Genomic DNA, 25,449 nt, shown 5'->3' with positions numbered 1-25,449 from the left:
TACCGGGTGGCTGGCAATGAAAATTTATACCTTTGATTTTGACGAAATTGATAGTCAGGAAGACTTCTACCGCGAGTTTATCCGGGCGTTCGACCTGGAGCGGGGCAGCGTAAACAATCTTGATATGCTATGGGATGTGGTTACCGGCGACAGGCTGCCGTTACCGCTGGAGATCGAATTTACCCATCTGCCTGAAAAACTGCGCAGACGCTTTGGCGCATTGATTTTATTGTTTGATGAAGCGGAGGAGGAGCTGGAAGGGCAACTGCGTTTCAACGTGCGCCAGTGATAAAAAAGCCCCTGACCGGGAGGTCAGGGGCAAGTCGTATGATGAGATACGACGAGGGTTTATTTGTACAGTTCTGCGGTAGCGTGCCAGTGGTCGCCACTGCGCGCTTCGATGATGCGATAAGATGACGCACCCTGTTCTTCCGCTTTTTTGTTCAGCATTTCGTGCATGTCCATCGGAGAAGTACCAATGGCACCAACAGAAACGGTCCCGATAGCCTGACGGGATTGTGCCTGTTCGGCGTTAATAGTGTCGGCTGCAAACGCACCGAATGACAGGACTGACAGTACGCTCAGGGCAGCTACAGTGGTTTTAATTTTCATGATTATTTACCTCGTCAATTATTTTACTGGGGTCTTTGTTCTGTGACCCTCATCACAAAATCAAGTATACACTAATCACGCAAAAAATTAATACCAGACTAATGGTTTCGCCTGTTATTACGTGTTAAAAACATCATTTTTTATAACGGGAATGAATAAAAAAGGGCGTTACTCTGCAGGTGTTATGATTTTTTCTTATGTAAATCAATTGGATAGGTGGCTTTGATTTTTAGTGCGATTTTACGGCAGATCATTCACTGAATGAATGTTAACAGGCGGTAAAAAGCACTATTTGCAAAAGCAGCAGGCAGAGAAAAGCAGGGTAAAACGAGGCGGCAGCAGAATGATCCCCGTAGCCAGGCGCTACGGGGCAGAAGATTACAGTTCCTGTTCGAACAGGACCAGAATCGCTTCGTAGAGGTCTTTCACCGAGAAACCATTTGCCGGGGTCGTAAAAATGGTGTCATCGCCGGCGATGGTCCCGAGGATCCCCTCTGCTTTACCCAGCGAGTCCAGCAGGCGGGCAATCAGCTGGGCTGCACCCGGGCTGGTGTGGATCACGACCACGGCATCGTTATAGTCAATGTCCAGAACCAGGTTTTTCAGCGGGCTGGAGGTCGTTGGCACGCCAAGTTCAGCAGGCAGGCAATAAACCATCTCCATTTTGGCGTTGCGCGTACGCACTGCACCAAACTTGGTTAACATGCGGGAGACCTTCGACTGGTTGATGTTGTCGAAGCCTTGCTCCTGCAACGCCTGAACAATTTCTCCCTGAGAACTGAATTTCTCTTCTTTGAGTAGCGCTTTAAACGCTTTCACTAATTCTTCTTGCTTAGACGAGCTTCGCATAAGTCACCCGGAATATGACGATAGAAACAACATTATTATGCATGTGGATGAATTTTTATGCAAATTATCTACCTGGCACCAGGCTGAAATAATGTTATGAAAGGGAGAGATTTTATCAGATTTCGTTATCAGAAAACATGCCTGGGTCACGCCGCGCAAATAAGCTTAAAAGTAAATTAAATGTTATCAAAATGATGTTGTTTTGGTGGCGTGGCAGGGTGTATTGTAACCCCCTCTTAATTCGTTGTTGCCCACAGCCTGATAGCATTCGGGTGAAGGTCAAAGACGTGCGACCTCAAATTCTTTAGCGATGAAAATTGTAATTAATGACGTGCTGAATTATGGTCGCCGCAACGGAGTTACAGATACTTAAGTTAACCATAATAAGGAGTTTAGGATGAAAGTCGCAGTCCTCGGCGCTGCTGGTGGTATCGGCCAGGCGCTTGCCCTACTACTGAAAACCCAACTGCCTTCAGGCTCAGAACTCTCCCTGTACGATATTGCTCCGGTAACCCCAGGTGTGGCGGTTGACCTGAGCCACATCCCGACAGCTGTGAAAATCAAAGGCTTCTCCGGTGAAGATGCGCGTCCTGCGTTGCAGGGTGCCGATGTGGTGCTGATCTCCGCGGGTGTTGCACGTAAACCGGGTATGGATCGTTCAGACCTGTTCAACGTCAACGCGGGCATCGTGAAAAACCTGGTTCAGCAGATCGCTGAAACCTGCCCGAAAGCGTGCATCGGTATCATCACCAACCCGGTGAACACCACCGTTGCCATCGCAGCAGAAGTGCTGAAGAAAGCGGGCGTTTACGACAAGAACAAACTGTTCGGCGTAACTACGCTGGATATCATCCGTTCCAATACCTTCGTGGCTGAGCTGAAAGGCAAGCAGCCAACGGAAGTGGAAGTGCCGGTTATCGGCGGACACTCTGGCGTGACCATCCTGCCTCTGCTGTCGCAGATCCCGGGCGTGAGCTTCACCGAGCAGGAAGTGGCTGACCTGACCAAACGTATTCAGAATGCAGGCACCGAAGTGGTGGAAGCGAAGGCGGGTGGCGGTTCTGCAACCCTGTCTATGGGCCAGGCGGCGGCGCGTTTCGGCCTGTCTCTGGTTCGCGCGCTGCAGGGCGAGAAAAACGTGGTTGAATGCGCTTACGTAGAAGGCGACGGTGAACACGCGCGCTTCTTCTCTCAGCCGCTGCTGCTGGGTAAAAACGGCGTTGAAGAGCGTAAGTCTATCGGCACGCTGAGCGCGTTTGAGCAAAACGCGATGGAAGGCATGCTGGATACGCTGAAGAAAGACATCACGCTGGGCGAAGAGTTCGTTAACAAGTGATCTTGTCCCGGTAAAAAAAACGGAGCGCTAAGCTCCGTTTTTTTATGCCCGTCAGTTAGTGGCCGGGTATTCCTGGATGGTGACCTGAATCGTGAGCTTCTTGTCATTACGCATGACTTCTACGGGGATGATAGAGCCCGGTCGAATTTCCGCCACCTGGTCCATCGTTTCCAGCGCAGAGACCGCCGGCGTGCCGTTGACGGAAAGAATAACGTCGTTCACCTGGATACCTGCATTGGCCGCCGGGCCGCCAGGTGCCACTTCGTTGACCACAATCCCCTGGATCTGATCGATACCACCGCCCTGCGTATGCATCGGCGCGATTTCACGCCCGCCAATACCGATGTAGCCACGGATCACGCGGCCATCGCGGATCAGCTTGTCCATGATCTTGGTCGCCAGCTGGAACGGAATGGCAAAGCCAATCCCTTCCGGTGTTTCGCCATCGTTGCTCTTGTCGAAGGAGAGGGTGTTAATGCCCATCAGTTCGCCCAGAGAGTTCACCAGCGCACCGCCGGAGTTACCGTGGTTGATCGAGGCATCGGTTTGCAGGAAGTTCTGCCGCCCTGACGGGTTCAGTCCAATTCGACCTGTCGCGCTGATGATCCCCTGAGTGATGGTCTGGCCCAGGTTATACGGGTTACCGATCGCCAGCACCACATCGCCGATATGCGGCGTTCGTTTGCGATTAATCGGGATAGTCGGCAGACCGCCCGTGGCGTTGATCTTCAGCACCGCCAGATCGGTCAGGCTGTCCGACCCCACCAGCAGGGCTTCAAACACGCGGCCATCCTGCAAGGCGACGATAATCTGGTCGGCATCGTTGATCACGTGTTTATTGGTGATGATGTAACCCCGGTCATCCATGATCACACCGGAACCGAGCGTGCGGATCTCCAGCTGGTTATGAGCGGAACTGTTAAGCCCGCGGTTATAGACGTTAACCACGGCGGGGGCGGCACGGCGTACCGCCTGATTGTACGTTGCAGGCGTTTCATCCGTGCTGTCGAACTGAGGAGCCGACAGTTTGTTGAACTGGCGTAAAGATGGCATAGCCACCAGCAGCAGACCGGCAACGATCAAACCAATGACAATTGAACGAAAGAGCTTTAAAAGCATGATGCGTGTGTCGTTAAAAAAGGAACGGTTTGCAGCATAACATGAGTTATCCGGACATCACACGCAGCGGCGATGCCCGGAGTCGCAAATGGTTAACGCAGTAAAATGTAGAGGGTGTCGTTGCCACGGATAATTTGCAGGGCAATGACCGCCGGTTTACTCTCCAGCACCTTACGCATTTCGGCAATAGACTGCACGCGAGTGCGGTTCACGCCCACGATCACGTCGTCCTGATGTAAACCTGCCTGCGCGGCTGGACTGCTTTTCTCAACGGCAGTGACAGAAATGCCTTTCGTGCCGTCTTTAAGCTGACCGTCGCTCAGCGTTGCGCCCTGTAGCGCCGGGGAGATCTGTTCTGCACTGGCGGAAGAGGAGGTGCTCTTGTCCAGTGTCACTTCCACGGTCAGCGGTTTGCCCTCGCGGATCAGGCCCAGCTTCACTTTAGCGCCAGGCTCCGTGGTGGCAATACGCGAACGTAATTCAGCGAAGCTGCTCAGCGGTTTATCGTTCAGGCTGACAATAACGTCACCGGATTTCACGCCCGCTTTCGCAGAGCCTGAGTTGGGCAGCACTTCGCTGACAAACGCCCCGCGCTGGACGTTGAGCTTAAAGGCTTTGGCGATATCAGCGCTCATCTCCATGCCTTTAATGCCCAGCAGCCCGCGCTTAACCTCGCCAAACTGTATCAGCTGTTGAGACAGGGTTTTAGCCATGTTACTCGGAATGGCAAAACCAATCCCGATGCTGCCGCCGCCTGGTGCGAGGATAGCGGTATTAATGCCGATCAGTTCGCCGTTCAGGTTAAGCAGCGCACCGCCGGAGTTGCCCCGGTTGATGGAGGCATCGGTCTGGATGAAATTTTCCAGCCCTTCGAGATTCAGGCCGCTGCGCCCCAGGGCAGAGACAATCCCGGAGGTGGCGGTCTGCCCTAAACCGAACGGATTACCGACCGCGACGGCAAAATCACCCACGCGCAGCTTATCGGAATCGGCGATGGCGATCTGGGTCAGGTTGCTGGGGTTTTGCACCTGTAGCAGGGCGATATCACTCTGATCGTCACCGCCGATCAGTTTGGCGTCAAACTCCCGGCCATCGTTCAGCTGAACGCTGATTTTATCAGCCTGGCTGATCACGTGGTTATTGGTCAGGATATAGCCTTTGGCCGCGTCGATAATCACGCCCGAACCAAGGCCTTCAAACGGCTGAGCCTGCTGATCCGGCGCCTCTTCGCCAAAATATTTCTTCAGCTCTTCGGGAATACGCTGGCTTTGGCGTGCCGTCCCTTCCACCTGAACGCTGACTACCGCAGGCAGGACTTTTTCAAGCATCGGCGCAAGGCTGGGAATGGCTTCTTGTCCTGGCACCTGCGAAGGTAGTGCCGCACTGGCGGGGAAGGACGCCGAGAGAGATAACCCGACACTTAACGCTAAGGCGCTCAACAGCTGGTTTTTTTTCTTCATCGATGCTGACTCTCGTATCCTGGAATGAAAAAGAACGGCCCCAAAAACATCTTGATGTTATTGAATTTTCAACCGCTGAACAATGAGGTGTTTGACTAAATAATAGCTGGGGACGGGAAGAAAGGACGGGCGCATAAGGTGCGCCCGTAAAATTTATTCAGGTTGTGCGATTAATCGCGTTTTACGCCACCGCGCAGCAGGCCGGACGCGCCGTCTGAATAGTCGCGTGGCATCTGAACCGGTGCCTGATCGTTACCGGCTTCAGAGTCCGCCAGACGATTGCGGAAGGGGTTGCTCTCCGCGGTCATTTCCGGCAGCAGGCTGCTGGAGCTTTTCGCCATGTGCTGGTAGAGCTGGCGATAATCTGTCGCCATGTTGTCCAGCAGCTCAGCGCTACGGGCAAAGTGGCTGACCAGCTCTTCGCGGTATTCTTCCAGTTCGGCTTTGTTCTTTTCCAGTTCGTATTGCAGTGACTGCTGCTGACGCAATTTGCGGTTACCGAAACGCATGGCCACAGCACCAATGATGATGCCGACGACTAAACCGATTAGCGCATATTCCCAGGTCATGAACTTCTCCCGTTGTCTTGTTGTTCCGTAGGGTGTTGGCTCGGCTCCTGCCTGTGCCTGATTATGCCACTATAACCGCTATTTCCGCAGAAGTGGAATCCTGACGTATCATCGCGTAGTGTAGAACGGCCTTTTTTTCATCAGCCACGACCGCTGATGAGGTTTAACTAAAGGAATAACAATAACATCATGCAAAACCTGTCCCCATCATCGCGTTACCAACTCGCCCTGAGTGAGGGCACACACCAGCCGGATGATGTCCAGCGTGAAGCGGTAAACCGCCTGGACACGATTTACCAGGAGCTTCTGGCGAAACCCGCCGATGCGGTGCAGAGCAGTGGGCTGAAGGCGGCATTCGGCCGTTTACTGGGCAAAAAAGAGCCCACGGTAAACGCACCGGTTCGTGGCTTATATATGTGGGGCGGCGTTGGGCGGGGTAAGACCTGGCTGATGGACATGTTCTACCAGAGCCTGCCCGGCACGCGTAAGCAGCGTCTGCACTTTCACCGTTTTATGCTCCGGGTCCATGAAGAGCTGACGGCGCTCCAGGGCGAAACCGACCCGCTGGAAATCGTGGCGGACCGCTTCAAAGCGGAAACGGACGTACTCTGCTTCGACGAATTCTTTGTTTCCGATATTACGGACGCGATGCTGCTGGGGGGGCTGATGAAAGCGCTGTTTGCGCGTGGGATCACCCTGGTGGCGACCTCAAATATCCCGCCGGATGAGCTTTATCGCAACGGTCTCCAGCGGGCGCGTTTCCTGCCAGCCATAGATGCCATTAAGCAGTACTGCGACATCATGAATGTCGACGCTGGCGTCGACTATCGTTTGCGTACGCTGACGCAGGCGTACCTGTGGCTTTCACCGCTGAACGCCGACACAGCCAGCGAGATGGATAAACTCTGGCTGGCGCTGGCAGGGGCACCGCGGGATAACGCACCAGCGCTGGAGATTAATCATCGTCCGTTGCCGACGCTTGGCGTAGAGAACCAGACGCTGGCCGTCTCGTTTGCAACGCTCTGCGTGGACGCCCGCAGCCAGCATGACTACATTGCGCTTTCGCGACTGTTCCATACCGTTATGTTATGGGATGTGCCCGTCATGACCCCTCTCATGGAGAGCGAAGCGCGCCGCTTCATCGCGCTGGTGGACGAGTTTTATGAGCGCCACGTCAAGCTGGTAGTCAGTGCCGAGGTGCCTTTATATGAGATCTATCAGGGCGAGCGCCTGAAGTTTGAGTTCCAGCGCTGCCTGTCGCGCCTGCAAGAGATGCAGAGCGAAGAGTACCTCAAGCGTGAGCATATGCCATAAATGCTACCCTCTCCCCGTGGGAGAGGGGCTGTGGGTGAGGGCACCAGACCTTAACAAACGCTACCCTCTCCCTGTGGGAGAGGGGCTGGGGGTGAGGGCACCAGACCGCACAGTACGCAACCCCGAAAAACCCATCCCAAATCACATTTAAGGGTCGATCTTTGACCTCAACTTCTCTATAATCTTGCGACCCCACGTTACGAGAAGGTTTTTTTCCCGAAACTTTCTATGTGTCGGCATGTGCTATTCGAAGGGGTAGGTTTGCCGGACTTTGTCGTGTGAACCTCAACTGACTAAACGTTTGGGTGTTCACCAACGTGTAACTTATTATTTGGGTAAGCTTTTAATGAAAACTTTTACAGCTAAACCAGAAACCGTACAGCGCGACTGGTATGTTGTTGACGCGACCGGTAAAACTCTGGGCCGTCTGGCTACTGAACTGGCTCGTCGCCTGCGCGGTAAGCATAAAGCGGAATATACTCCGCACGTTGATACCGGTGATTACATCATCGTTCTGAACGCTGACAAAGTTGCTGTTACCGGCAACAAGCGTACTGACAAAATGTACTACCACCACACCGGCCACATCGGTGGTATCAAAGAAGCGACCTTTGAAGAGATGATTGCCCGCCGTCCTGAGCGTGTGATTGAAATCGCGGTTAAAGGCATGCTGCCAAAAGGCCCGCTGGGTCGTGCTATGTTCCGTAAACTGAAAGTTTACGCAGGCAACGAGCACAACCACGCGGCACAGCAACCGCAAGTTCTTGACATCTAATCGGGATTATAGGCAATGGCTGAAAATCAATACTACGGCACTGGTCGCCGCAAAAGTTCCGCAGCTCGCGTTTTCATTAAACCGGGCAGTGGTAAAATCGTAATTAACCAGCGTTCTCTGGAACAATACTTCGGTCGCGAAACTGCCCGCATGGTAGTTCGCCAGCCGCTGGAACTGGTTGATATGGTAGAAAAACTGGATCTGTACATCACCGTTAAAGGTGGTGGTATCTCCGGTCAGGCAGGTGCGATCCGTCACGGTATCACCCGCGCGCTGATGGAGTACGACGAATCCCTGCGTTCTGAACTGCGTAAAGCTGGCTTCGTTACTCGTGACGCTCGTCAGGTTGAACGTAAGAAAGTGGGTCTGCGTAAAGCACGTCGTCGTCCACAGTTCTCCAAACGTTAATCTATTCTGCTTACGCAGAACGATTGGCGAAAAACCCGCTTCGGCGGGTTTTTTTATGGATAATGCGCAGGTTATCCACAGTAACATTTCATATATCTTCTCTTTTTCCACATTTCCGGCATCCCCTCACCACAAAGCCATCAAAATCTGGTAAACTATCATCCAATTTTATGCCCAAATATCGGTGAATACTCGATTTTTGTTCGATTCTTGAACAATGTGTTTTCTCTGGGATGGGCGATACATCATCTGGCTGGCCCCGTTGGGCTGGTAGCAGTAAAAATTCTGAATATACCTGGAGGTTTTCATGGCTGTCGCTGCCAACAAACGTTCGGTAATGACGCTGTTTTCTGGTCCTACTGACATTTATAGCCATCAGGTTCGTATCGTGCTGGCCGAGAAGGGTGTCAGTTTTGAGATCGAGCATGTGGAAAAGGATAACCCGCCTCAGGATCTGATCGATCTCAACCCGAGCCAAAGCGTACCGACGCTGGTGGATCGCGAGCTGACCCTGTGGGAATCCCGTATCATTATGGAATACCTGGATGAGCGTTTCCCGCATCCGCCGCTGATGCCTGTTTACCCTGTTGCGCGTGGTGAAAGCCGCCTGTACATGCAGCGTATCGAGAAAGACTGGTACTCGCTGATGAACGTTATCGTTAACGGTTCCTCTTCAGAAGCGGATGCTGCGCGTAAACAGCTGCGTGAAGAGCTGCTGGCGATTGCGCCGGTATTTGGTCAAAAACCTTTCTTCCTGAGCGATGAGTTCAGCCTGGTAGATTGCTACCTGGCACCGCTGCTGTGGCGCCTGCCAACCCTGGGCGTAGAATTCAGCGGTCCTGGCGCGAAAGAGCTGAAAGGCTACATGACTCGCGTATTCGAACGCGACTCTTTCCTGGCATCCTTAACTGAACCGGAGCGCGAAATGCGTCTCGGCCGAGGCTAATGACTGTGGAAATGTCACAACTTTCACCACGCCGTCCGTATCTGCTGCGCGCCTTCTATGAATGGCTGCTGGATAACCAGCTCACGCCGCACCTGGTTGTGGATGTGACGTTGCCGGGCGTGCAGGTTCCAATGGAATACGCACGCGACGGACAGATTGTACTGAATATTGCGCCACGTGCAGTGGGTAACCTGGAACTGGCGAACGACGAAGTGCGCTTTAATGCGCGTTTCGGCGGCGTGCCGCGTCAGGTTTCCGTTCCGCTGGCTGCGGTTCTGGCTATCTACGCCCGTGAAAACGGTGCAGGTACCATGTTCGAACCGGAAGCGGCTTATGATGAAGAGGTCGCCAGCCTGAACGATGATGGGACATCCGATGAACGTGAAAGCGACACGGTAATGTCTGTGATTGATGGCGATAAACCCGATCATCACGACGACAATGACCCTGATGACGATCCGCCTCCGCGCGGTGGTCGTCCGGCACTCCGTGTCGTCAAATAAACTTCATAAAGCACAATATTTTTTCCGAACCTGCACAGCTGTGCAGGTTTTTTTATTTTCTGCATAAAATTACTCTCTAAAAAACTTGTGTCTTTGCAAAAGATATAGGTCTATTAATTGGCATGGGATTAATCTTGTTGGGTTATTTTCTGTAGGACAGTTAAATTTATCTTCAATAATGTTTTATTTTAATTTGATTGTATCCGATATCACCCTGTGAAAATATATATGTGCGTTAACAAAAACGGATTTTCTTTTAAGGACAAATTATGAATATCACTTTTAAAAAATTATTTTCATCTGCTGCTATTTGTGCAGCCCTCGCCATGTCAAATGCACACGCTGCTAATGATGTGACGTTGAAAGTTATTGGTAATATCGTTCCTGGTTCTTGCGTACCCTCACTGCCAAACGGTGGAGTGGTAGATTATGGCACAATGCCAGCTTCTACCATCAATCCAACTGGCACGGCGAATACACTGGTTCAGTTGGGGGCTAAAAGTATTACTCTCACTATTACCTGTGACAGCGATACCAGCGTTGGGGTGACTTCTACGGATAACCGCCATGATACTCGTGTGGGCCTGGGGAGCGCCGCTTATATTGAAAATGGGTTTTTCGATAATGTAAATGCTAACGCTTCAGGAAACGCCTATGGCTTGGGTAAAACGAGTGCGGGTGTGAATATTGGCTCCTATGTAATTGCAGCAGATCCCGTTAATACAACAACAGATGGTGTTGTCGCTGATCTCATTGCAGCCACAGGTACCGATACATCAAATTATACCTGGGTAAAATCCAGTACGGGTGCTTTTGCACCAGTTAACAGTGGCACAGGCCAGACACGTGTCTTTACGGCTGCTGCATCGGGAACCACCACACCAAAAGCTTTTAAAGTTATGAATATGCCGTTACGCATTACGACTGCGCTTCAGGACAACACTGTATTGGGTACAGGCGATACTATCACGCTTGACGGTAATGCCACGCTGAGCCTTGTTTATCTTTGATATTCGTTATTGCTAAATGCTGTAGAAAATAAATCGGGAAATGAAAATAATGGAATTTAAAAAAGTACTCTCGGCAGCAACCGTCGCCGTAGCCTTCGGTTTATCCGCTTTTGCTGCCCAGGCCGCTAACGATGTTACGCTGAAAGTTGTCGGTACGATTAACCCGGCTGCATGTACGCCGACCCTGCCTGATGGCGGCGTTGTAGATTATGGAACGGTACTGAACCAAAATATTGCACCGACCGGTGCGACAAACAAGCTGGTACAATTGGGGCAGAAAAGCATCACGCTAAATATCAGTTGCGAAAGCAACATGAGCGTTGCTTTTACCTCCACCGATAACCGCCTGGACAGTCGCGTTAACCTGTCTTCAACCGCGTTTATCGCAGGTAGCGGTACGGATAAATCAGACTTCAGCAACACCGCTGGTGCCTTTGGTCTGGGTAAAACCACCGCTGGCGTGAGCATTGGTGCTTACACCGTTGCCATCAATACTGAAGCGGTCACAGCGGATGGCGCGAATGTTGACACCCTGGTAACAGGGAGCATCACTGAAGGCCAGCGTTCCTGGGAGAAAGTTGCGCCAGGCCTGGGTTACCTCTGCTCGCTTAATGGCTGCACGGGCTACCAAAAAGCGAATACCGTAGCAACAGCCGGTACCACGCAGCCAAAAGCCTTCAAACAGCTTAGCGTGCCGTTGCTGGTTACCTCTGCAGTGCAGGATAACTCGGTATTAGGTACGACTGACGTAATTACGCTGGACGGTAACGCAACCATTAGTCTGGTATATCTCTAATAATTTAACGCTTAATTAACGTGGCAATGGTTAGAGTATTTAAAAGCCATTGTCACGCTTTTTTTGCATTAAAATAGCTTTCTCTGCCGCAAGAATAATAAAAATAATGCCGGTATGATTTTTATTTATTTATGTGAGTGGAAAGTCATGAAGAAAATTCTATATCTTGCGTTGTTGGCTGTAGCGACAAAGTGTTGTGCCACCGGTATGGTTCCAGAAACATCGGTTTTATTAGTCGATGCACAAAAAGGCGAAGCCAGTATGAATGTTAAAAATACGGATTCGCAACCTGCATTGCTTTATACAAACATTGTAGATTTACCTGATAGCGATAAATCTCTTCGTTTAATCGTTTCTCAACCTGTAGTCCGTGTCGACGCCGGGGAAACACAGCGAATGCGTTTTCTGCTGCAAACCAGCAAACCCATGAAGTATGAAGAACTTAAACGCGTCACGTTCGAAGGCATTCCTCCAAAGGAGAAAGGAGAAGATAAAGTTGCGTTGACTATCCGCCAGGATCTTCCTGTAGTAATTCATCCTGCGGGTCTACCTGAGGAGACGCAGCCATGGAAATTTTTGACATGGAACAAAAAGGGCGATGGCCTGGTTATCAACAATCCCAGCGATTACGTTGTTCGTATAACGGCATCCTTTAAAACATTACCCTCAGGAAAAGCGGGTGTGCTGGATAAGACCTACATCCTTCCTCACACCTCGATAAAAACAACATTACCAAATTTCTCTGATAATAAAGTTGAATTCTATCCGGCGAGTCGTTACGGCTATAAAGGGGATCGCTTTACTACAGATTTGAAGTAAGCCTCTATAAGGACAGCAAAGGATATGCAGCAAAAAACGTTACTCGCCTGTCTCATTGGCCTGGTCTGTTCTGGCCAGGCGATGGCTCAGCAGATGGAGACTGCTGCCATTAATTTTGATCAGGAAACGCTTCGTTCACTGGGGATAAACCCGGACGTATCAAATTATTTCTCTCGCAAGACGAAGTATTTACCGGGTAGCGTTTCCGTCGCTCTGAAGGTGAATGGTGATAATAAAGGCAACGTTATTGCTCGTTTCGACAACAACGGCGATCTCTGTTTCGACAAACCTTTTATGGAGCAGGCAGGATTAAAAGTTCCCTCTGACTATGAGTCCGGCTGCTACGATTATACCGGTCATATCCCGAGCGCTATTGTGGAGGCTTCGCCTGCGCAAGAATCTCTAAGTCTGGTTGTACCGGCGGATCGGGTAGCAAACAGCGAATCGGATATCGGAGCTTATACTTCCGGTGGCACTGCTGCGCTGTTGAATTATTCTCTTCTCTCCTCGCGCAATGAGTTTGGTGACGGGCACTCTGACTATTCACAGGCCATGCTGGACGGTGGGGTCAATTTCGACGACTGGATCTTACGTACTCAGCAACTGCTGAGCCGGAGCGACGGAGAATTCGAGAGTAATAACTCGTCGACCTATTTGCAGCATACTTTTGTCCCCCTGAAAAGTACCCTGAGGGCGGGCGAGGTCAATATCAATAACTCCCTTCTTCAGGGAACGGGAATCTATGGTATCGAGCTTTCACCGGAGAGCGCCTTACAACAGGGCGGTAGCGGAGTGAGCGTGTCCGGTATCGCCAATACGCCTCAGGCCCGTATTGAAGTGCGTCAGCAAAATGTTCTGGTGTACAGCACACTGGTGCCGGTCGGGCCGTTTAATCTCACCGATGTGCCGGTACGTAACGGCGTTAGCGATCTGAACGTGACGGTAGTGGAAACCGATGGCAGCCAGCACAGCTATGTGGTGCCCGCAGCGCTGTATAACCAGAGCGCAGGGGCGCCTTCAGGATATCACTTCGCGCTGGGACGAGTGAGCGATAGCTATAGTGAAACGCCATGGGTAGCCAGCCTTTCTGGAGGCTGGAAACTAAGCGAACGGGTGAATGTCAACGCAGGCTCAATCGTAGGCGAAGATTACCAGGCTGTCGCCACCAGCCTTGATACAGTGCCGCTACCAGCCTGGCTTGTTTCACTCCAGGCGAACCAGTCCAACGATTCGAAAGATTCACTGAAAGGGCAGAGGTACACGCTATCGGCAACATGGAGTTCTGACCCCGCATTTGGCATGGGGGCTAACGCCTCTGTTACACATAAATCGCAAGACTATCGCGAACTTTTTGAAGCACTGGATGATGATTTCGACAGCGGTAATAAAAATGAGTATTCCGCTGGGCTGACCTGGAGTGTGCCCTACTTAGGCACGCTTAGCACCAGCTACTACCAAACGCAGGGTTATGATAAGTCAGATGATTCCCGCTTCATCTCTGCGGGTTGGAACAAGTCATTCAAGTACGCCACGATTTCCATGAACTGGCAACATCAGTTGAGTGCAGATGAGGAGAATGAGGATGATGGCGATCTGTTCTACGTCAACCTCAGTATTCCTTTTGGTGCCAGCAATAGCGTTAGCCTGTACAGCCGTCATGATGACCATAAAACGCGGTATGGCGCCTCTGCGCTTGGCGTTGTAAGTGATACCACATCCTGGTCGCTGGGAGCTGAACACGATCAGGCCACGAATCGCGATAATGTAAACGGTGGGATAAGCAGCAACCTTCACTATACGCAGCTTGGCCTGAGCGCCAGTTCTGATAATGAGAATAGCCGCAGCTATTCAGGATCGCTACAGGGGGGCATCGCGGTTCATGGACAAGGCGTTACGTTCTCTCCATGGGCGATCCGCGACACGTTCGCGATCGCTGCTCTGGATAAACCCGTCTCCGGTGTGAGGATTGACACGCCCCAGGGGCCGGTATGGACCGACTTCCGTGGTCAGGCAGTGGTACCGTCAGTGGGAGCCTGGCGCCCAGCGCGGGTAGAAGTGGATACGGAAACATTGCCGAAAAATATGGATATCGGGAATGGAACCCGTGTCGTCACGCTTGGCAAAGGAGCGGTAGGGCATCTTGATTTTACTGCGTTAACCCAGCGACGTGCACTGGTGAACGTTACCCTGGCAAACGGTAAAAAGCTGCCGAAAGGGATCGCCCTTGAGGATTCGCACGGAAATTATCTTACGACCTCAGTGGATGACGGCGTGGTCTTTTTTAACGATGTTGAACCTGCTCAACAGGTGGTGGCAAAACTGGATAACGGCACCTGTGCATTTGGTCTGAAGCTTCCGAAAGAGGCAAATACCGATACATTCTATGAAACTGTCAATGAGGTGTGTAAATGAAGGCGCTTATTTTAGCCGTGTGCGCAATGGCGTTTTCTCTGCATGCTATGGCTGACTGCCAGTTAGTATCAAGCCAGCAAAAACTCAGCTATGGCCGTATGAGTGCCGCAGAGCGCCAGGCGGAAGGGAACACGTTGATTGAGATGCCGGAGAAACAGATTGTCCTGAACGTGATATGTGATGAACCGTCGCGTATTCGTCTCTTTCTGGGCAGTAACGTACCGAAAGGGAATGAATTTGGTTTTGGTGATAACGGCGTCATGCGCGTTACTGCCGCGCAGGCAACGGTGGACGATCGTACAGTCAATCTGGCGGCTATCCATGCCGGCGACCCGTGGGTTACCAATGGCGGCGTGAGAGAGATCGCGCCAGCGCTTAACGAAGGGATTGCGTTTATCAACGGTCAGGAGCTGCGGGGAAAAACGGCGTCTGTCACGCTTACCATCAAACCGCGCTTCAAAAGTAACCATATTACGGACAGAGAAGTGTGGCGCGGAAATTTACGCGTAAGGATGGATGTACAATGAAAAAGCGTATAGCGCTATTACTCTGCGGAATGTCTGCCGCTTCAGCGGTATGGGCAACTGATACGGTCAATATTGATGTGGATGTCACCGTTGACGCTGCCGCCTGTACACCGTCGTTGAGCAATGGCGGTGTGGCAGATTTCGGCACGCGCTATGCGGGGTCGCTCTCCTCCAGCGCATTCACACAGCTTGGTACTCGCGATCTTACACTATCGGTGACGTGTGAATCTTCTACGGGAGTTGCGATTACCGCGCGTGATACCCGCGCCAGTTCCGTGGTCGTTGGCAAAGATAAATCCGGGCAAGAAGGGGTAAAATTCCAGATAAATAACGGTGCCTATGTGCGTGATACGACCCGCCTGTTTGGTTTAGGATTGACCAGCGAGCAGAAGCCGATTGGCAGTTATGGGGTGCAAATTAACGCGGCAGGCGTGACGGCAGCCGACGAAAGTGCCGCTGTTCAGGTGGAGATCGCCGGGGCCGCGACCAAAAATGGTCCATGGACGCGCACGACGCTATTGCCCTTGCCGACCCAGCAGGACTTTTTCTATACGTTTGTGCAAAAAGGCACGGATATTCCGCAGCCGATCTCATCGGCGGTTGTTCCGCTACAGGTGAGCGCCGCTGTCGCCAACGGGCTTGGCAGCGGGCAAGAGATCAAGCTGGACGGCGAGGCGGTGATTACGCTGGTCTATTTATAATCTCTTTTCTGTAAAAGAATATCGAAAATAGACGCGCCAGTTCACCACTGGCGCCGCGCTTACCAGGTCTGCAAAGAGGCTGCGATTTGTAGACCTGATAAAGCGTAAACAGGCTGATACGTCTCCGGATGAGATTTCCTGAAGCGATAATTACCGTTTAAAGGTCACCGCTTCCGGCTGCGTCAGATGCAGCGTTGTCTGGCTGGGTACCGTCTCGGCGATAACCCGCCCGTGACGAACAGAATAACGCGCAGGCGTCTGGCGACGAACCGCATCAAAGCCATTTTCGGCCGGTAAAACAACCAGGTTCGCAGAATTACCCACCTTCACGCCGTAGTCCTGCAGGTTGAGCGTTTTCGCGCTGTGGGTGGTGATCAGATTCAGCCCGTCGTTAATCTGCCCGTACCCCATCAGCTGGCAGACGTGTAAACCCATATGCAGCACCTGCAACATATTGGCGGTGCCCAGGGGATACCACGGATCGAAAACGTCATCATGCCCAAAGCAGACGTTGATCCCCGCCTCCAGCATCTCTTTCACGCGCGTTACGCCGCGGCGCTTAGGATAGGTGTCGAAACGGCCCTGAAGGTGTATGTTCACCAGCGGATTGGCGACGAAGTTGATGCCCGACATTTTCAGCAAACGAAACAGGCGGGACGCGTAGGCGCCATTATAGGAGTGCATCGCTGTGGTATGGCTGGCGGTAACGCGCGCGCCCATCCCGTCACGGTGCGCCAGCGCGGCGACGGTTTCCACGAAGCGCGACTGTTCATCATCGATTTCGTCGCAGTGTACGTCGATCAGCCTGTCGTACTTCTGCGCCAGTGCGAAGGTTTTGTGCAAAGACTCCACACCATACTCGCGGGTAAATTCAAAGTGCGGAATTGCGCCAATAACGTCCGCCCCCATACGCACCGCCTCTTCCAGCAACGCTTCGCCGTTGGGATAAGAAAGAATGCCCTCCTGGGGGAACGCCACGATTTGCAGATCGACCCACGGGGCGACCTCCTGCTTCACTTCCAGCATCGCTTTCAGCGCCGTCAGCGTGGGATCGGAGACGTCAACGTGAGTACGCACATGCTGAATGCCGTTGGCCATCTGCCACTTCAGCGTCTGCATTGCGCGGGTCTTAACATCTTCGTGGGTGAGCAGCGCCTTACGTTCAGCCCAGCGCTCAATCCCCTCGAATAAGGTACCAGACTGGTTCCAGCTCGGTTCACCAGCCGTTTGAGTGGTATCCTGATGGATATGCGGCTCAACGAAAGGGGGAATGATCAGCCCGCCTTCAGCATCAAGCACCTGGCCCACCGGTGACGATGCCGCGTCCTGCGGTTCAATACGGCTAAAGCGCCCGTTTTCAATTGCGATCTACCATAACCCCTCTTGCCCCTGTAAACGGGCCTGACGAATGGTGAGGGTATTATTCTGCATGGGGAGCCTCCGGGGCGGTAGCAAAGGTACGTCTGACAAAGGGGGTTAACAGAAGGTAGCTGAATACGCCACCGAGGACCGCATTCACCGGCACTATACCGGGAATAATATTCCCGGCAGCCACGCCGAGCGCGACCGAAAGAATGGCTACCCAGTTGACCGGCACAAAGGTAGCGCTATGGAAGCTGGCGTAGCGGCGGCGGTTGATCAGATAGTCGGCGATAATCACCCCACCGACGGGAGGGATCGCCGCCGACAGAAAGGTGAGCCAGCCGACAAAGTTATTGTACAGCCACAGCGCGCAGAGCGTGCCGATAATACCGTTAACCACCGACAGCGTGCGGCTGGAAAGGCCGGTCACGTTGGCAAAGCCCAGACCCGACGCATAGAGCGCGTTGTCGTTGGTTGTCCAGATGTTCAGGCCGAGAACGATAATGGCGGGCAGCAGTAGCCCCTGAGCGATCATCACGTCCGAGATATCCGCCTGTCCAACTGCCGCGGCGCCTGCCGCACCGAAGATAAACATCAGCGAGTTGCCAAGGAAAAACGCCACCATTGCCACCACCACGGCGCCTTTCGCGTTACGCCCAAAGCGGACGAAGTCGGCGGTCAGCGTTCCGGCGCTGATGAAGGAGCCGACGACCAGCGCCAGCGCGCCTGAAAAATTGAGCGGGGTCTGTGGCACCATCGCTTTTAAATGATCCAGCCCGCCCACGCCGTCCACCGCCAGCCAGACGGAGTAGCTGCCGAGGATAACTATCGCGGGAACGGCGATGATCGACAGAATCGTCAGCGCTGAGATACCAAAGAAGATGGTCATAGTCATCAACAGACCGGATACCGCGATCAGGATATTGACGTCGATGCCCGTGGCTTTACTCACCGGGATGGCAAACATCGCTACGCCGACGCCAAACCATCCTACCTGCGTACCGCCTAAAAGCATGGAGGGAAGCCAGGAACCTTTTATACCGAACGAGTAACGCGCAAGAAGATGGGTTGAGAGGCCGGTTTTTGCGCCAATGTAGCCAAGAAAAGCAGTGTAAATACCGAGGAGGAGATTGCCGAAGAGAACTGCGAGGAAGAAATCATTATAGGAAAGACCGGTACCGAGCGTACCTCCGGTCCACATACTGGCGGAAAAAAAGGTTAACCCTAACATCACAAAAGTGAGTGGAATCACGCCTTTCCGCGCCGCCAGAGGGACGGGGCCCTGGCTATAATTGTTATCTTGCGACACAACGCCTCCTTGAATTTTGGCCAAAAAATCCGCCGCATAATATACATTTTTTTCATGAAAGCAAACGTTTACGTCAGGATTTACGCTGCTTTTTTGCTTAAAAAGGTATCATTAACTTAAGGGCAGGCTACTGAAAACAGGCTCCCCAGCGTTCCGCTTTATGCTTCTGCCGGGGAGTCAGAGGGGCTTACACTTCCAGGAAGTTCATGATCCCGTCAGCCGCTTTACGGCCTTCGGCAATCGCCGTGACCACCAGGTCAGAGCCGCGAACGATGTCGCCACCGGCGAAGATTTTCGGGTTGCTGGTCTGGAACGCGTTGTCGCTGCCTTCCGGCGCAATTATGCGGCCCTGAGAGTCCAGCTCTACGCTGTGCTTCGCCAGCCACTCCATGCTGTGAGGACGGAAACCAAACGCCATCACCACGGCGTCAGCCGGGATCACGTGTTCAGAACCGGCCACGATCTCCGCGCGACGACGGCCTTTCGCATCCGGCGCGCCCATCTCCGTGCGCGCCATCTTCACGCCGCTCACTCTACCGTTGGCATTCACCTCAATACCCAGAGGCTGGATGTTGAACTGGAACTCCACGCCCTCTTCACGCGCGTTTTTCACTTCGCGCTTAGAGCCCGGCATGTTCTCTTCGTCACGACGGTAAGCACAGATGACGTGCGCCGCGTTCTGACGAATGGAGGTACGCACGCAGTCCATCGCGGTATCACCGCCGCCCAGCACCACCACGCGTTTGCCTTCCATGCTGACGAACGGCTCATCGGCGGTCTCGCCGTAGCCCATTAGCTGTTTGGTATTCGCAATCAGGAACGGCAGCGCGTCGTACACGCCTGGCGCATCTTCGTTCTCCAGACCACCGCGCATGGACTGATAAGTGCCTACGCCCAGGAACACGGCGTCGTAATCTTTCAGCAGGTCGTCGAGCTGCACGTCGCGGCCCACTTCGGTGTTGAGTTTGAACTCAATGCCCATGCCGGTGAAGATTTCGCGGCGGCGGGTCATCACCTCTTTCTCCAGCTTGAAGGCCGGGATACCGAAGGTCAGCAGGCCGCCAATCTCCGGGTGGCGATCAAAGACCACCGCCTTCACGCCGTTACGGGTCAGCACGTCCGCACAGGCCAGGCCTGCCGGGCCCGCGCCGATAATCGCCACGCGCTTGTCGGTTTGACGCACGCCGGTCATATCCGGACGCCAGCCCATTTCGAACGCTTTATCGTTGATATAGCGTTCGATGTTGCCGATGGTCACCGCGCCAAACTCGTCGTTCAGCGTACAGGAGCCTTCACACAGACGATCCTGAGGGCACACGCGGCCGCACACTTCCGGCAGGGTGTTGGTCTGATGAGACAGCTCGGCGGCTTCAAAAATACGCCCTTCGTTGGCCAGCTTCAGCCAGTTCGGGATGTAGTTATGGACCGGACACTTCCATTCGCAGTAAGGGTTACCGCAGGACAGGCAGCGGTCTGCCTGTGCTTTGGCCTGGCCTTCTGAAAACGGCTCGTAGATTTCAACAAATTCAATTTTACGGATCTTCAGCGGTTTCTTTGGCGGATCAACACGCTGAAGGTCGATAAACTGGTAAACGTTCTGGCTCATCTGAATTCCTTACTGCGCCTGCACGCGCAGCTCTGCTGCGCTACGACTACGGTGACCCAACAGGGCTTTAACATCGCTGGACTTCGGCTTAACCAGCGCGAATTTCGCAGAGAACGCCGGCCAGTTGGCCAGGATCTCTTCGCCGCGCGAAGAACCGGTATGCTGCACGTGTTCGGTAATTAAGCCGCGCAGGTGTTCTTCGTGGATGGCCAGCGTATCAACGTCCAGCACTTCCACCAGTTCCGGGTTCACGCGTTTGCGGAACTCACCGTCTTCATCCAGGACGTAGGCAAAACCGCCCGTCATGCCCGCGCCAAAGTTCACGCCGGTTTTACCCAGGACGCACACAATTCCGCCCGTCATGTATTCACAGCCGTTATCGCCGATGCCTTCCACCACGGTGATGGCACCGGAGTTACGCACCGCAAAACGCTCGCCCGCACGGCCCGCGGCAAACAGACGACCGCCGGTTGCACCGTACAGACAGGTATTGCCGATGATGCTTGCTTCATGGCTGCGGAAGGCTGAACCAACCGGAGGTCGCACCGCCAGCAGACCGCCCGCCATGCCTTTTCCGACGTAGTCGTTGGCATCACCGGTCAGGTATAACTCAACGCCGCCCGCGTTCCACACACCGAAGCTCTGACCCGCGGTACCGCTGAAGTGCGCGGTAATCGGATCCGACGCCAGGCCCTGGTCACCGTGCGTTTGCGCGATGTAACCGGAGAGGGATGCACCCACGGAACGATCGGTGTTGCGGATATCAAACCAGAACGTTTTGCTCTGCTTCTCGTCCACGTACGGCTTCGCCTGTTGCAGCAGCTGCGCGTTCAGCACGCCGTTGTCGAACGGCGGGTTGTTCTCGGTGCAGTAAACCGCTTTGCCAGGATGCGGCTGAGCGGTTTCCAGCAGCTTAGACAGCTCCAGCTTCTGCTGCTTGGCCGTGAAGCCCTCAAGCTCTTTCAGCAGGTCGGTACGGCCAATCAGATCCACCAGACGCTTCACGCCCAGCTGCGCCATCAGCTCGCGGGTTTCACGGGCGATGAAGTCAAAGTAGTTAGTCACTTTGAACGGGAGGCCGTGATAGTGATTCTTACGCAGCTTTTCGTCCTGGGTAGCAACGCCCGTTGCGCAGTTGTTCAGGTGGCAAATACGCAGGTATTTACAGCCGAGCGCAACCATCGGGCCGGTACCGAAGCCGAAGCTTTCCGCACCCAGAATCGCCGCTTTGATGATGTCGAGGCCGGTTTTCAGCCCGCCGTCTACCTGCAAACGGATTTTGTGACGCAGGCCGTTGGCGACCAGCGCCTGCTGGGTTTCCACCAGGCCAAGCTCCCACGGACAACCCGCGTATTTTACGGAGGAGAGCGGGCTTGCGCCGGTGCCGCCGTCGTAGCCGGCGATGGTGATCAGATCCGCATAGGCTTTCGCCACGCCGGTGGCGATGGTGCCAACGCCCGGCTCGGAAACCAGCTTCACGGAGATCATCGCTTTCGGGTTGACCTGTTTCAGGTCGAAAATCAGCTGCGCCAGATCCTCGATAGAGTAAATATCGTGGTGTGGCGGCGGGGAGATCAGCGTCACGCCCGGCACCGAGTAGCGAAGCTTAGCGATGTACGGGGTGACTTTATCACCCGGCAGCTGACCGCCTTCACCCGGTTTTGCCCCCTGCGCGACCTTAATCTGGATCACGTCGGCGTTAACCAGGTACGCAGGCGTTACGCCGAAACGGCCGGACGCTACCTGCTTGATACGGGACACTTTATTGGTGCCGTAACGGGCAGGATCTTCACCGCCTTCGCCGGAGTTGGAGTTGCCGCCGATGCTGTTCATGGCTTCCGCCAGCGCTTCGTGGGCTTCCGGGCTCAGCGCGCCGATGGACATCGCCGCGGTATCGAAACGTTTGAACAGCTCAGATGCGGGTTCAACCTCGTCAATGCTGACCGCTTCCTCACCCGGATTGAGGGCAATGAGATCGCGCAGCGTCGCCGCCGGACGGTTGTTCACCAGCTCAGCATACTGCTGATAATCGCTGTACTCGCCGCTTTGCACCGCCTGTTGCAGTGTGCGCACCACGTCCGGGTTATAAGCGTGATACTCACCCCCGTGAACGTATTTCAGCAGACCGCCCTGTTCCAGCGGCTTACGTGCCAGCCAGGCGCGTTTCGACAGGTTCACCAGATCCTGCTGGAAGTCAGCAAAGCCTGCGCCACCGATACGGCTGATCACGCCCTGGAAGCAGAGGTTGGCAACGTCGTCATGCAGACCGACCGCTTCAAACAGCTTCGAGCAGCGGTAAGAGGCGATGGTCGAGATGCCCATTTTGGACATGATCTTGTACAGACCTTTGTTGATGCCGTTACGGTAGTTCAGCATCACAGCACGGTAGTCTTTGTCGATCGCGCGGGTATCCACCAGGCGGGCCAGTGTTTCGTAGGCCAGATACGGGTAGATCGCCGTGGCGCCAAAGCCTAACAGCACCGCAAAGTGGTGCGGGTCGCGCGCGCTCGCAGTTTCAACGATGATGTTGGCATCGCAGCGCAGGCTCTTGTCCACCAGACGCGTCTGGATAGCCCCCACCGCCATGGGGGCAGGCACCGGCAGACGGTTTTTCGCGATGTTGCGGTCAGACAGCACCAGCAGAACGGTGCCGTTACGCACCATCTGCTCGGCTTTGTCGCACAGCGCGTTCACCGTCTCTTCGAGGCTCGTTTCGGTCACGTCGAAGGTGATATCGAGCGTGTCGGCGCGATAGTGCTCCTCGGTCATGGTGGTGAGCTGTTTGAAATCGGAGTACAGCAGGATCGGTGATTTAAAGGTCAGACGGTGCGCCTGGCCTTCGGCTTCACAGAATACGTTCATCTCACGGCCGATGCTGGTGGCCAGCGACATGACGTGGGCTTCGCGCAGCGGATCGATTGGCGGGTTGGTGACCTGCGCAAACTGCTGACGGAAATAGTCGTAAATAATGCGTGGCTGGCTGGAGAGCACAGCAAACGGGGTATCGTCACCCATTGAGCCGACCGCTTCCTGGCCGTTTTCGCCGAGCACGCGAATAACCGAGTCCAGCTCTTCCGCGCTGTAGTTAAACTGCTTCTGGAAGCTCGCGAGGGTGTCATCGTCCAGCTCGCGGCTACCCACTTCTTCGTCTGACAGATCTTCAAACGGCACCAGACGACGCACGTTTTTCTCCATCCACTCTTTGTACGGATGGCGGCTCTTCAGATCGTTGTCGGTTTCAGCAGAGTGCAGAATACGCCCACCGCGGGTGTCAATCACCATCAGCTCACCCGGTCCGACGCGGCCTTTCTCGACCACTTCGTCTGGCTGGTAATCCCAGATACCCACTTCAGAGGCACAGGTGATGAGCTTGTCTTTGGTAATGACATAGCGCGCCGGACGCAGACCGTTACGGTCCAGGTTACAGGCGGCAAAACGTCCGTCGGACATAACGATGCCTGCCGGGCCATCCCACGGCTCCATGTGCATGGAGTTAAAGTCAAAGAACGCGCGCAGCTCAGGGTCCATATCCGGGTTGTTCTGCCAGGCCGGCGGTACAAGCAGACGCATGGCGCGCACGATATCCATCCCGCCCGCCAGCAGCAGTTCCAGCATGTTATCCATTGAGCTGGAGTCCGAGCCGGTTTCGTTCACGAACGGCGCGGCATCGTGCAGGTCCGGGATCAGCGGGGTCTGGAACTTATAGGTACGGGCGCGGGCCCACTGGCGGTTACCGGTGATGGTGTTGATCTCACCGTTGTGCGCCAGGTAGCGGAACGGCTGAGCCAGCGGCCAGCGTGGAACGGTGTTGGTGGAGAAGCGCTGGTGGAACAGGCAAATGGCCGATTCCAGACGCAGATCCGCCAGGTCCAGGTAGAAGCGCGGCAGGTCAGCCGGCATGCACAGACCTTTATAGATGTTCACCAGGTTAGAGAGGCTACAGACGTAGAACTCTTTATCGTCCTGAAGACGTTTTTCAATGCGGCGGCGGGCAATAAACAGACGGCGTTCCATATCACGCGGACGCCAGCCCGCAGGCGCGTTGACGAAAATCTGTTCAATACGAGGCAGCGAGGAGAGGGCGATTTCACCGAGCACCCCTTCGTTGGTTGGCACATCGCGCCAGCCGACAATCGACAGGGTTTCACGCTGAAGTTCTTCTTCAACGATGCGGCGTGACGCGGCAGCTTTTTCAGGATCCTGATTCAGGAACAGCATACCGACAGCGTAGTTTTTGGCTAAGCGCCAGCCGCGCTCTTCCGCCACGATGCGGAAGAAACGATCCGGTTTTTGCAGCAGCAGACCGCAACCGTCGCCGGTTTTACCATCGGCAAGGATGGCGCCACGGTGCTGCATACGGGCCAGTGCGTGAATAGCAGTACGCACTACCTTGTGGCTAGGTTCGCCTTCTATGTGGGCGATCAGGCCGAAACCACAGTTATCCTTCTCAAGGGATTTATCGTACAACATATCAGTGAACCTCCCCAGGCTCGTCGGGCTTCCCACTGAACTTTACCGTGGCGCACAGGCGCAGAAAGAGCATGGCGACGGGGTTAGCGTTTCATACGCGGACCTCGCATTCGCCCTCTTTTTCATCCTTTCGCGCAGGTAAACAAGTTTGAGGACTTGCTTCAGAGGGAATCTCAATTACTGCATAAATATGATGAGCAGGCCGCTCATCCAGAAAGCTTCCAGCGGATTTCCAACTTATCGGGAATTGGTACACAGGTCAAATGGCAATCTTATTTATACAAAAATGTGCTAAAGAGTGGTCATATTGTTGTTTTTATTGATTATTTCACTATTTTTACAACCACTTAAAGCGCCGGGAAGGTGCAGGGGAGTGTGATCTGACTCACTATATGAAAGCGGTATTATCAATGCAGCGTGCTGAAATGCAGATTTATAGCAGAATAATAATCTGGGGTGGCATTCAAACCCGCATAAAATCACTGTTTTTCAGACCTGGCGCTATAAATGAAAAAAACCATCAGAACATAAGGAAAAGTAATTACG

The 25,449-nt window shown here is 53.7% G+C and carries 21 protein-coding genes and 1 pseudogene; 13 read left to right on the top strand and 9 right to left on the bottom strand.

All coding sequences use genetic code 11. From position 1 onward, the window contains the following. The first annotated feature begins 16 nt into the window (after nucleotides 1-16). A complete protein-coding gene (locus ACQG1K_RS20005) occupies nucleotides 17-289 on the top strand; it encodes a barstar family protein (protein WP_022649557.1) in 273 nt (90 codons plus the stop codon). 59 nt (nucleotides 290-348) lie between these two features. Here ACQG1K_RS20005 and yhcN read toward each other — a convergent pair whose 3' ends face one another. Both yhcN and argR read right to left on the bottom strand, forming a co-directional pair. Further along, a complete protein-coding gene (yhcN, locus tag ACQG1K_RS20000) occupies nucleotides 349-612 on the bottom strand; it encodes a peroxide/acid stress response protein YhcN (protein WP_006812160.1) in 264 nt (87 codons plus the stop codon). Between the two features lie 378 nt (nucleotides 613-990). Next, entirely contained in the window at nucleotides 991-1,461 is a 471-nt protein-coding gene (gene argR, locus ACQG1K_RS19995; RefSeq protein ID WP_003860428.1) for a transcriptional regulator ArgR, read from the bottom strand. A 397-nt stretch (nucleotides 1,462-1,858) separates the two neighbouring features. Between argR and mdh the strand changes: the two genes are divergently transcribed. Continuing rightward, nucleotides 1,859-2,797 carry a malate dehydrogenase gene (mdh, locus tag ACQG1K_RS19990; RefSeq protein WP_023298737.1) on the top strand — a complete coding sequence of 313 codons (939 nt, stop codon included), beginning with the start codon at nucleotides 1,859-1,861 and terminating at the stop codon, nucleotides 2,795-2,797. Between the two features lie 51 nt (nucleotides 2,798-2,848). On the opposite strand, the gene degS is transcribed toward mdh, so the two are convergent. From degS to zapG, 3 genes are all read right to left on the bottom strand, one after another. Then, nucleotides 2,849-3,916: an outer membrane-stress sensor serine endopeptidase DegS gene (degS, locus tag ACQG1K_RS19985; protein ID WP_003860430.1), complete on the bottom strand. Its 1,068-nt coding sequence runs from the start codon at nucleotides 3,914-3,916 to the stop codon at nucleotides 2,849-2,851. Between the two features lie 92 nt (nucleotides 3,917-4,008). Further along, the gene (gene degQ / locus ACQG1K_RS19980; protein ID WP_022649555.1) at nucleotides 4,009-5,376 is read right to left on the bottom strand and encodes a serine endoprotease DegQ; all 1,368 of its coding nucleotides are present in this window, start codon (nucleotides 5,374-5,376) and stop codon (nucleotides 4,009-4,011) included. Between the two features lie 170 nt (nucleotides 5,377-5,546). Beyond that, nucleotides 5,547-5,945: a Z-ring associated protein ZapG gene (zapG, locus tag ACQG1K_RS19975; RefSeq protein WP_022649554.1), complete on the bottom strand. Its 399-nt coding sequence runs from the start codon at nucleotides 5,943-5,945 to the stop codon at nucleotides 5,547-5,549. A 189-nt stretch (nucleotides 5,946-6,134) separates the two neighbouring features. Here zapG and zapE point away from each other — a divergent pair, with 189 nt between their 5' ends. From zapE to ACQG1K_RS19920, 11 genes are all read left to right on the top strand, one after another. Continuing rightward, on the top strand, nucleotides 6,135-7,259 hold the full coding sequence (zapE, locus tag ACQG1K_RS19970) for a cell division protein ZapE (protein ID WP_192970792.1): 1,125 nt from the start codon (nucleotides 6,135-6,137) through the stop codon (nucleotides 7,257-7,259). Nucleotides 7,260-7,605: 346 nt separating this feature from the next. Beyond that, nucleotides 7,606-8,034, top strand: a complete 429-nt coding sequence (gene rplM, locus ACQG1K_RS19965; protein ID WP_003860434.1) for a 50S ribosomal protein L13 — start codon at nucleotides 7,606-7,608, stop codon at nucleotides 8,032-8,034. 15 nt (nucleotides 8,035-8,049) lie between these two features. Beyond that, nucleotides 8,050-8,442: a 30S ribosomal protein S9 gene (gene rpsI / locus ACQG1K_RS19960; RefSeq protein WP_003860436.1), complete on the top strand. Its 393-nt coding sequence runs from the start codon at nucleotides 8,050-8,052 to the stop codon at nucleotides 8,440-8,442. 307 nt (nucleotides 8,443-8,749) lie between these two features. Next, complete coding sequence (gene sspA / locus ACQG1K_RS19955; protein ID WP_003860438.1) at nucleotides 8,750-9,388, top strand: stringent starvation protein SspA; 639 nt, start codon at nucleotides 8,750-8,752, stop codon at nucleotides 9,386-9,388. 5 nt (nucleotides 9,389-9,393) lie between these two features. Further along, nucleotides 9,394-9,891, top strand: coding sequence for a ClpXP protease specificity-enhancing factor (gene sspB / locus ACQG1K_RS19950; RefSeq protein ID WP_032622090.1), 498 nt, complete (start codon nucleotides 9,394-9,396; stop codon nucleotides 9,889-9,891). Between the two features lie 269 nt (nucleotides 9,892-10,160). Beyond that, nucleotides 10,161-10,901: a DUF1120 domain-containing protein gene (locus ACQG1K_RS19945; protein WP_022649551.1), complete on the top strand. Its 741-nt coding sequence runs from the start codon at nucleotides 10,161-10,163 to the stop codon at nucleotides 10,899-10,901. Between the two features lie 49 nt (nucleotides 10,902-10,950). Beyond that, complete coding sequence (locus ACQG1K_RS19940; protein ID WP_022649550.1) at nucleotides 10,951-11,697, top strand: DUF1120 domain-containing protein; 747 nt, start codon at nucleotides 10,951-10,953, stop codon at nucleotides 11,695-11,697. Nucleotides 11,698-11,844: 147 nt separating this feature from the next. Beyond that, complete coding sequence (locus ACQG1K_RS19935; RefSeq protein WP_367074910.1) at nucleotides 11,845-12,516, top strand: fimbria/pilus chaperone family protein; 672 nt, start codon at nucleotides 11,845-11,847, stop codon at nucleotides 12,514-12,516. A 24-nt stretch (nucleotides 12,517-12,540) separates the two neighbouring features. Beyond that, nucleotides 12,541-14,928: a fimbrial biogenesis usher protein gene (locus tag ACQG1K_RS19930; protein WP_023298733.1), complete on the top strand. Its 2,388-nt coding sequence runs from the start codon at nucleotides 12,541-12,543 to the stop codon at nucleotides 14,926-14,928. Next, a complete protein-coding gene (locus tag ACQG1K_RS19925; RefSeq protein ID WP_367074911.1) occupies nucleotides 14,925-15,455 on the top strand; it encodes a hypothetical protein in 531 nt (176 codons plus the stop codon). Before ACQG1K_RS19930 ends, ACQG1K_RS19925 begins: the two co-directional genes overlap by 4 nt. Then, entirely contained in the window at nucleotides 15,452-16,156 is a 705-nt protein-coding gene (locus ACQG1K_RS19920) for a DUF1120 domain-containing protein (RefSeq protein ID WP_241973728.1), read from the top strand. The genes ACQG1K_RS19925 and ACQG1K_RS19920 overlap by 4 nt, the downstream gene beginning before the upstream one ends. A 150-nt stretch (nucleotides 16,157-16,306) precedes the next feature. Here the strand turns inward: ACQG1K_RS19920 and ACQG1K_RS19915 are convergent. The 4 genes and pseudogenes from ACQG1K_RS19915 to gltB form a co-directional block, all read right to left on the bottom strand. After that, a pseudogene (locus ACQG1K_RS19915) lies at nucleotides 16,307-17,587 on the bottom strand (cytosine deaminase). Beyond that, nucleotides 17,577-18,827: a cytosine permease gene (gene codB, locus ACQG1K_RS19910; protein WP_038416800.1), complete on the bottom strand. Its 1,251-nt coding sequence runs from the start codon at nucleotides 18,825-18,827 to the stop codon at nucleotides 17,577-17,579. The pseudogene ACQG1K_RS19915 and the gene codB overlap by 11 nt, the downstream one beginning before the upstream one ends. Nucleotides 18,828-19,014: 187 nt before the next feature. Next, nucleotides 19,015-20,433, bottom strand: coding sequence for a glutamate synthase subunit GltD (gene gltD / locus ACQG1K_RS19905; protein WP_023298729.1), 1,419 nt, complete (start codon nucleotides 20,431-20,433; stop codon nucleotides 19,015-19,017). Between the two features lie 9 nt (nucleotides 20,434-20,442). After that, complete coding sequence (gene gltB / locus ACQG1K_RS19900; protein ID WP_022649542.1) at nucleotides 20,443-24,903, bottom strand: glutamate synthase large subunit; 4,461 nt, start codon at nucleotides 24,901-24,903, stop codon at nucleotides 20,443-20,445. Nucleotides 24,904-25,449: the final 546 nt, after the last annotated feature.

Source organism: Enterobacter cloacae complex sp. 402C9, from assembly GCF_050030745.1.
In the GTDB taxonomy this organism is placed as follows: domain Bacteria; phylum Pseudomonadota; class Gammaproteobacteria; order Enterobacterales; family Enterobacteriaceae; genus Enterobacter; species Enterobacter intestinihominis.
This window is presented reverse-complemented; position numbering and strand designations above follow the sequence as displayed.

Bases quoted from the DNA above. Each gene is read 5' to 3' on its own strand.
- ACQG1K_RS20005 (WP_022649557.1), top strand. From the start codon at position 17: ATGAAAATTTATACCTTTGATTTTGACGAAATTGATAGTCAGGAAGAC.
- yhcN (WP_006812160.1), bottom strand. From the start codon at position 612: ATGAAAATTAAAACCACTGTAGCTGCCCTGAGCGTACTGTCAGTCCTG.
- argR (WP_003860428.1), bottom strand. From the start codon at position 1,461: ATGCGAAGCTCGTCTAAGCAAGAAGAATTAGTGAAAGCGTTTAAAGCG.
- mdh (WP_023298737.1), top strand. From the start codon at position 1,859: ATGAAAGTCGCAGTCCTCGGCGCTGCTGGTGGTATCGGCCAGGCGCTT.
- degS (WP_003860430.1), bottom strand. From the start codon at position 3,916: ATGCTTTTAAAGCTCTTTCGTTCAATTGTCATTGGTTTGATCGTTGCC.
- degQ (WP_022649555.1), bottom strand. From the start codon at position 5,376: ATGAAGAAAAAAAACCAGCTGTTGAGCGCCTTAGCGTTAAGTGTCGGG.
- zapG (WP_022649554.1), bottom strand. From the start codon at position 5,945: ATGACCTGGGAATATGCGCTAATCGGTTTAGTCGTCGGCATCATCATT.
- zapE (WP_192970792.1), top strand. From the start codon at position 6,135: ATGCAAAACCTGTCCCCATCATCGCGTTACCAACTCGCCCTGAGTGAG.
- rplM (WP_003860434.1), top strand. From the start codon at position 7,606: ATGAAAACTTTTACAGCTAAACCAGAAACCGTACAGCGCGACTGGTAT.
- rpsI (WP_003860436.1), top strand. From the start codon at position 8,050: ATGGCTGAAAATCAATACTACGGCACTGGTCGCCGCAAAAGTTCCGCA.
- sspA (WP_003860438.1), top strand. From the start codon at position 8,750: ATGGCTGTCGCTGCCAACAAACGTTCGGTAATGACGCTGTTTTCTGGT.
- ACQG1K_RS19945 (WP_022649551.1), top strand. From the start codon at position 10,161: ATGAATATCACTTTTAAAAAATTATTTTCATCTGCTGCTATTTGTGCA.
- ACQG1K_RS19940 (WP_022649550.1), top strand. From the start codon at position 10,951: ATGGAATTTAAAAAAGTACTCTCGGCAGCAACCGTCGCCGTAGCCTTC.
- ACQG1K_RS19935 (WP_367074910.1), top strand. From the start codon at position 11,845: ATGAAGAAAATTCTATATCTTGCGTTGTTGGCTGTAGCGACAAAGTGT.
- ACQG1K_RS19930 (WP_023298733.1), top strand. From the start codon at position 12,541: ATGCAGCAAAAAACGTTACTCGCCTGTCTCATTGGCCTGGTCTGTTCT.
- ACQG1K_RS19925 (WP_367074911.1), top strand. From the start codon at position 14,925: ATGAAGGCGCTTATTTTAGCCGTGTGCGCAATGGCGTTTTCTCTGCAT.
- ACQG1K_RS19920 (WP_241973728.1), top strand. From the start codon at position 15,452: ATGAAAAAGCGTATAGCGCTATTACTCTGCGGAATGTCTGCCGCTTCA.
- gltD (WP_023298729.1), bottom strand. From the start codon at position 20,433: ATGAGCCAGAACGTTTACCAGTTTATCGACCTTCAGCGTGTTGATCCG.
- gltB (WP_022649542.1), bottom strand. From the start codon at position 24,903: ATGTTGTACGATAAATCCCTTGAGAAGGATAACTGTGGTTTCGGCCTG.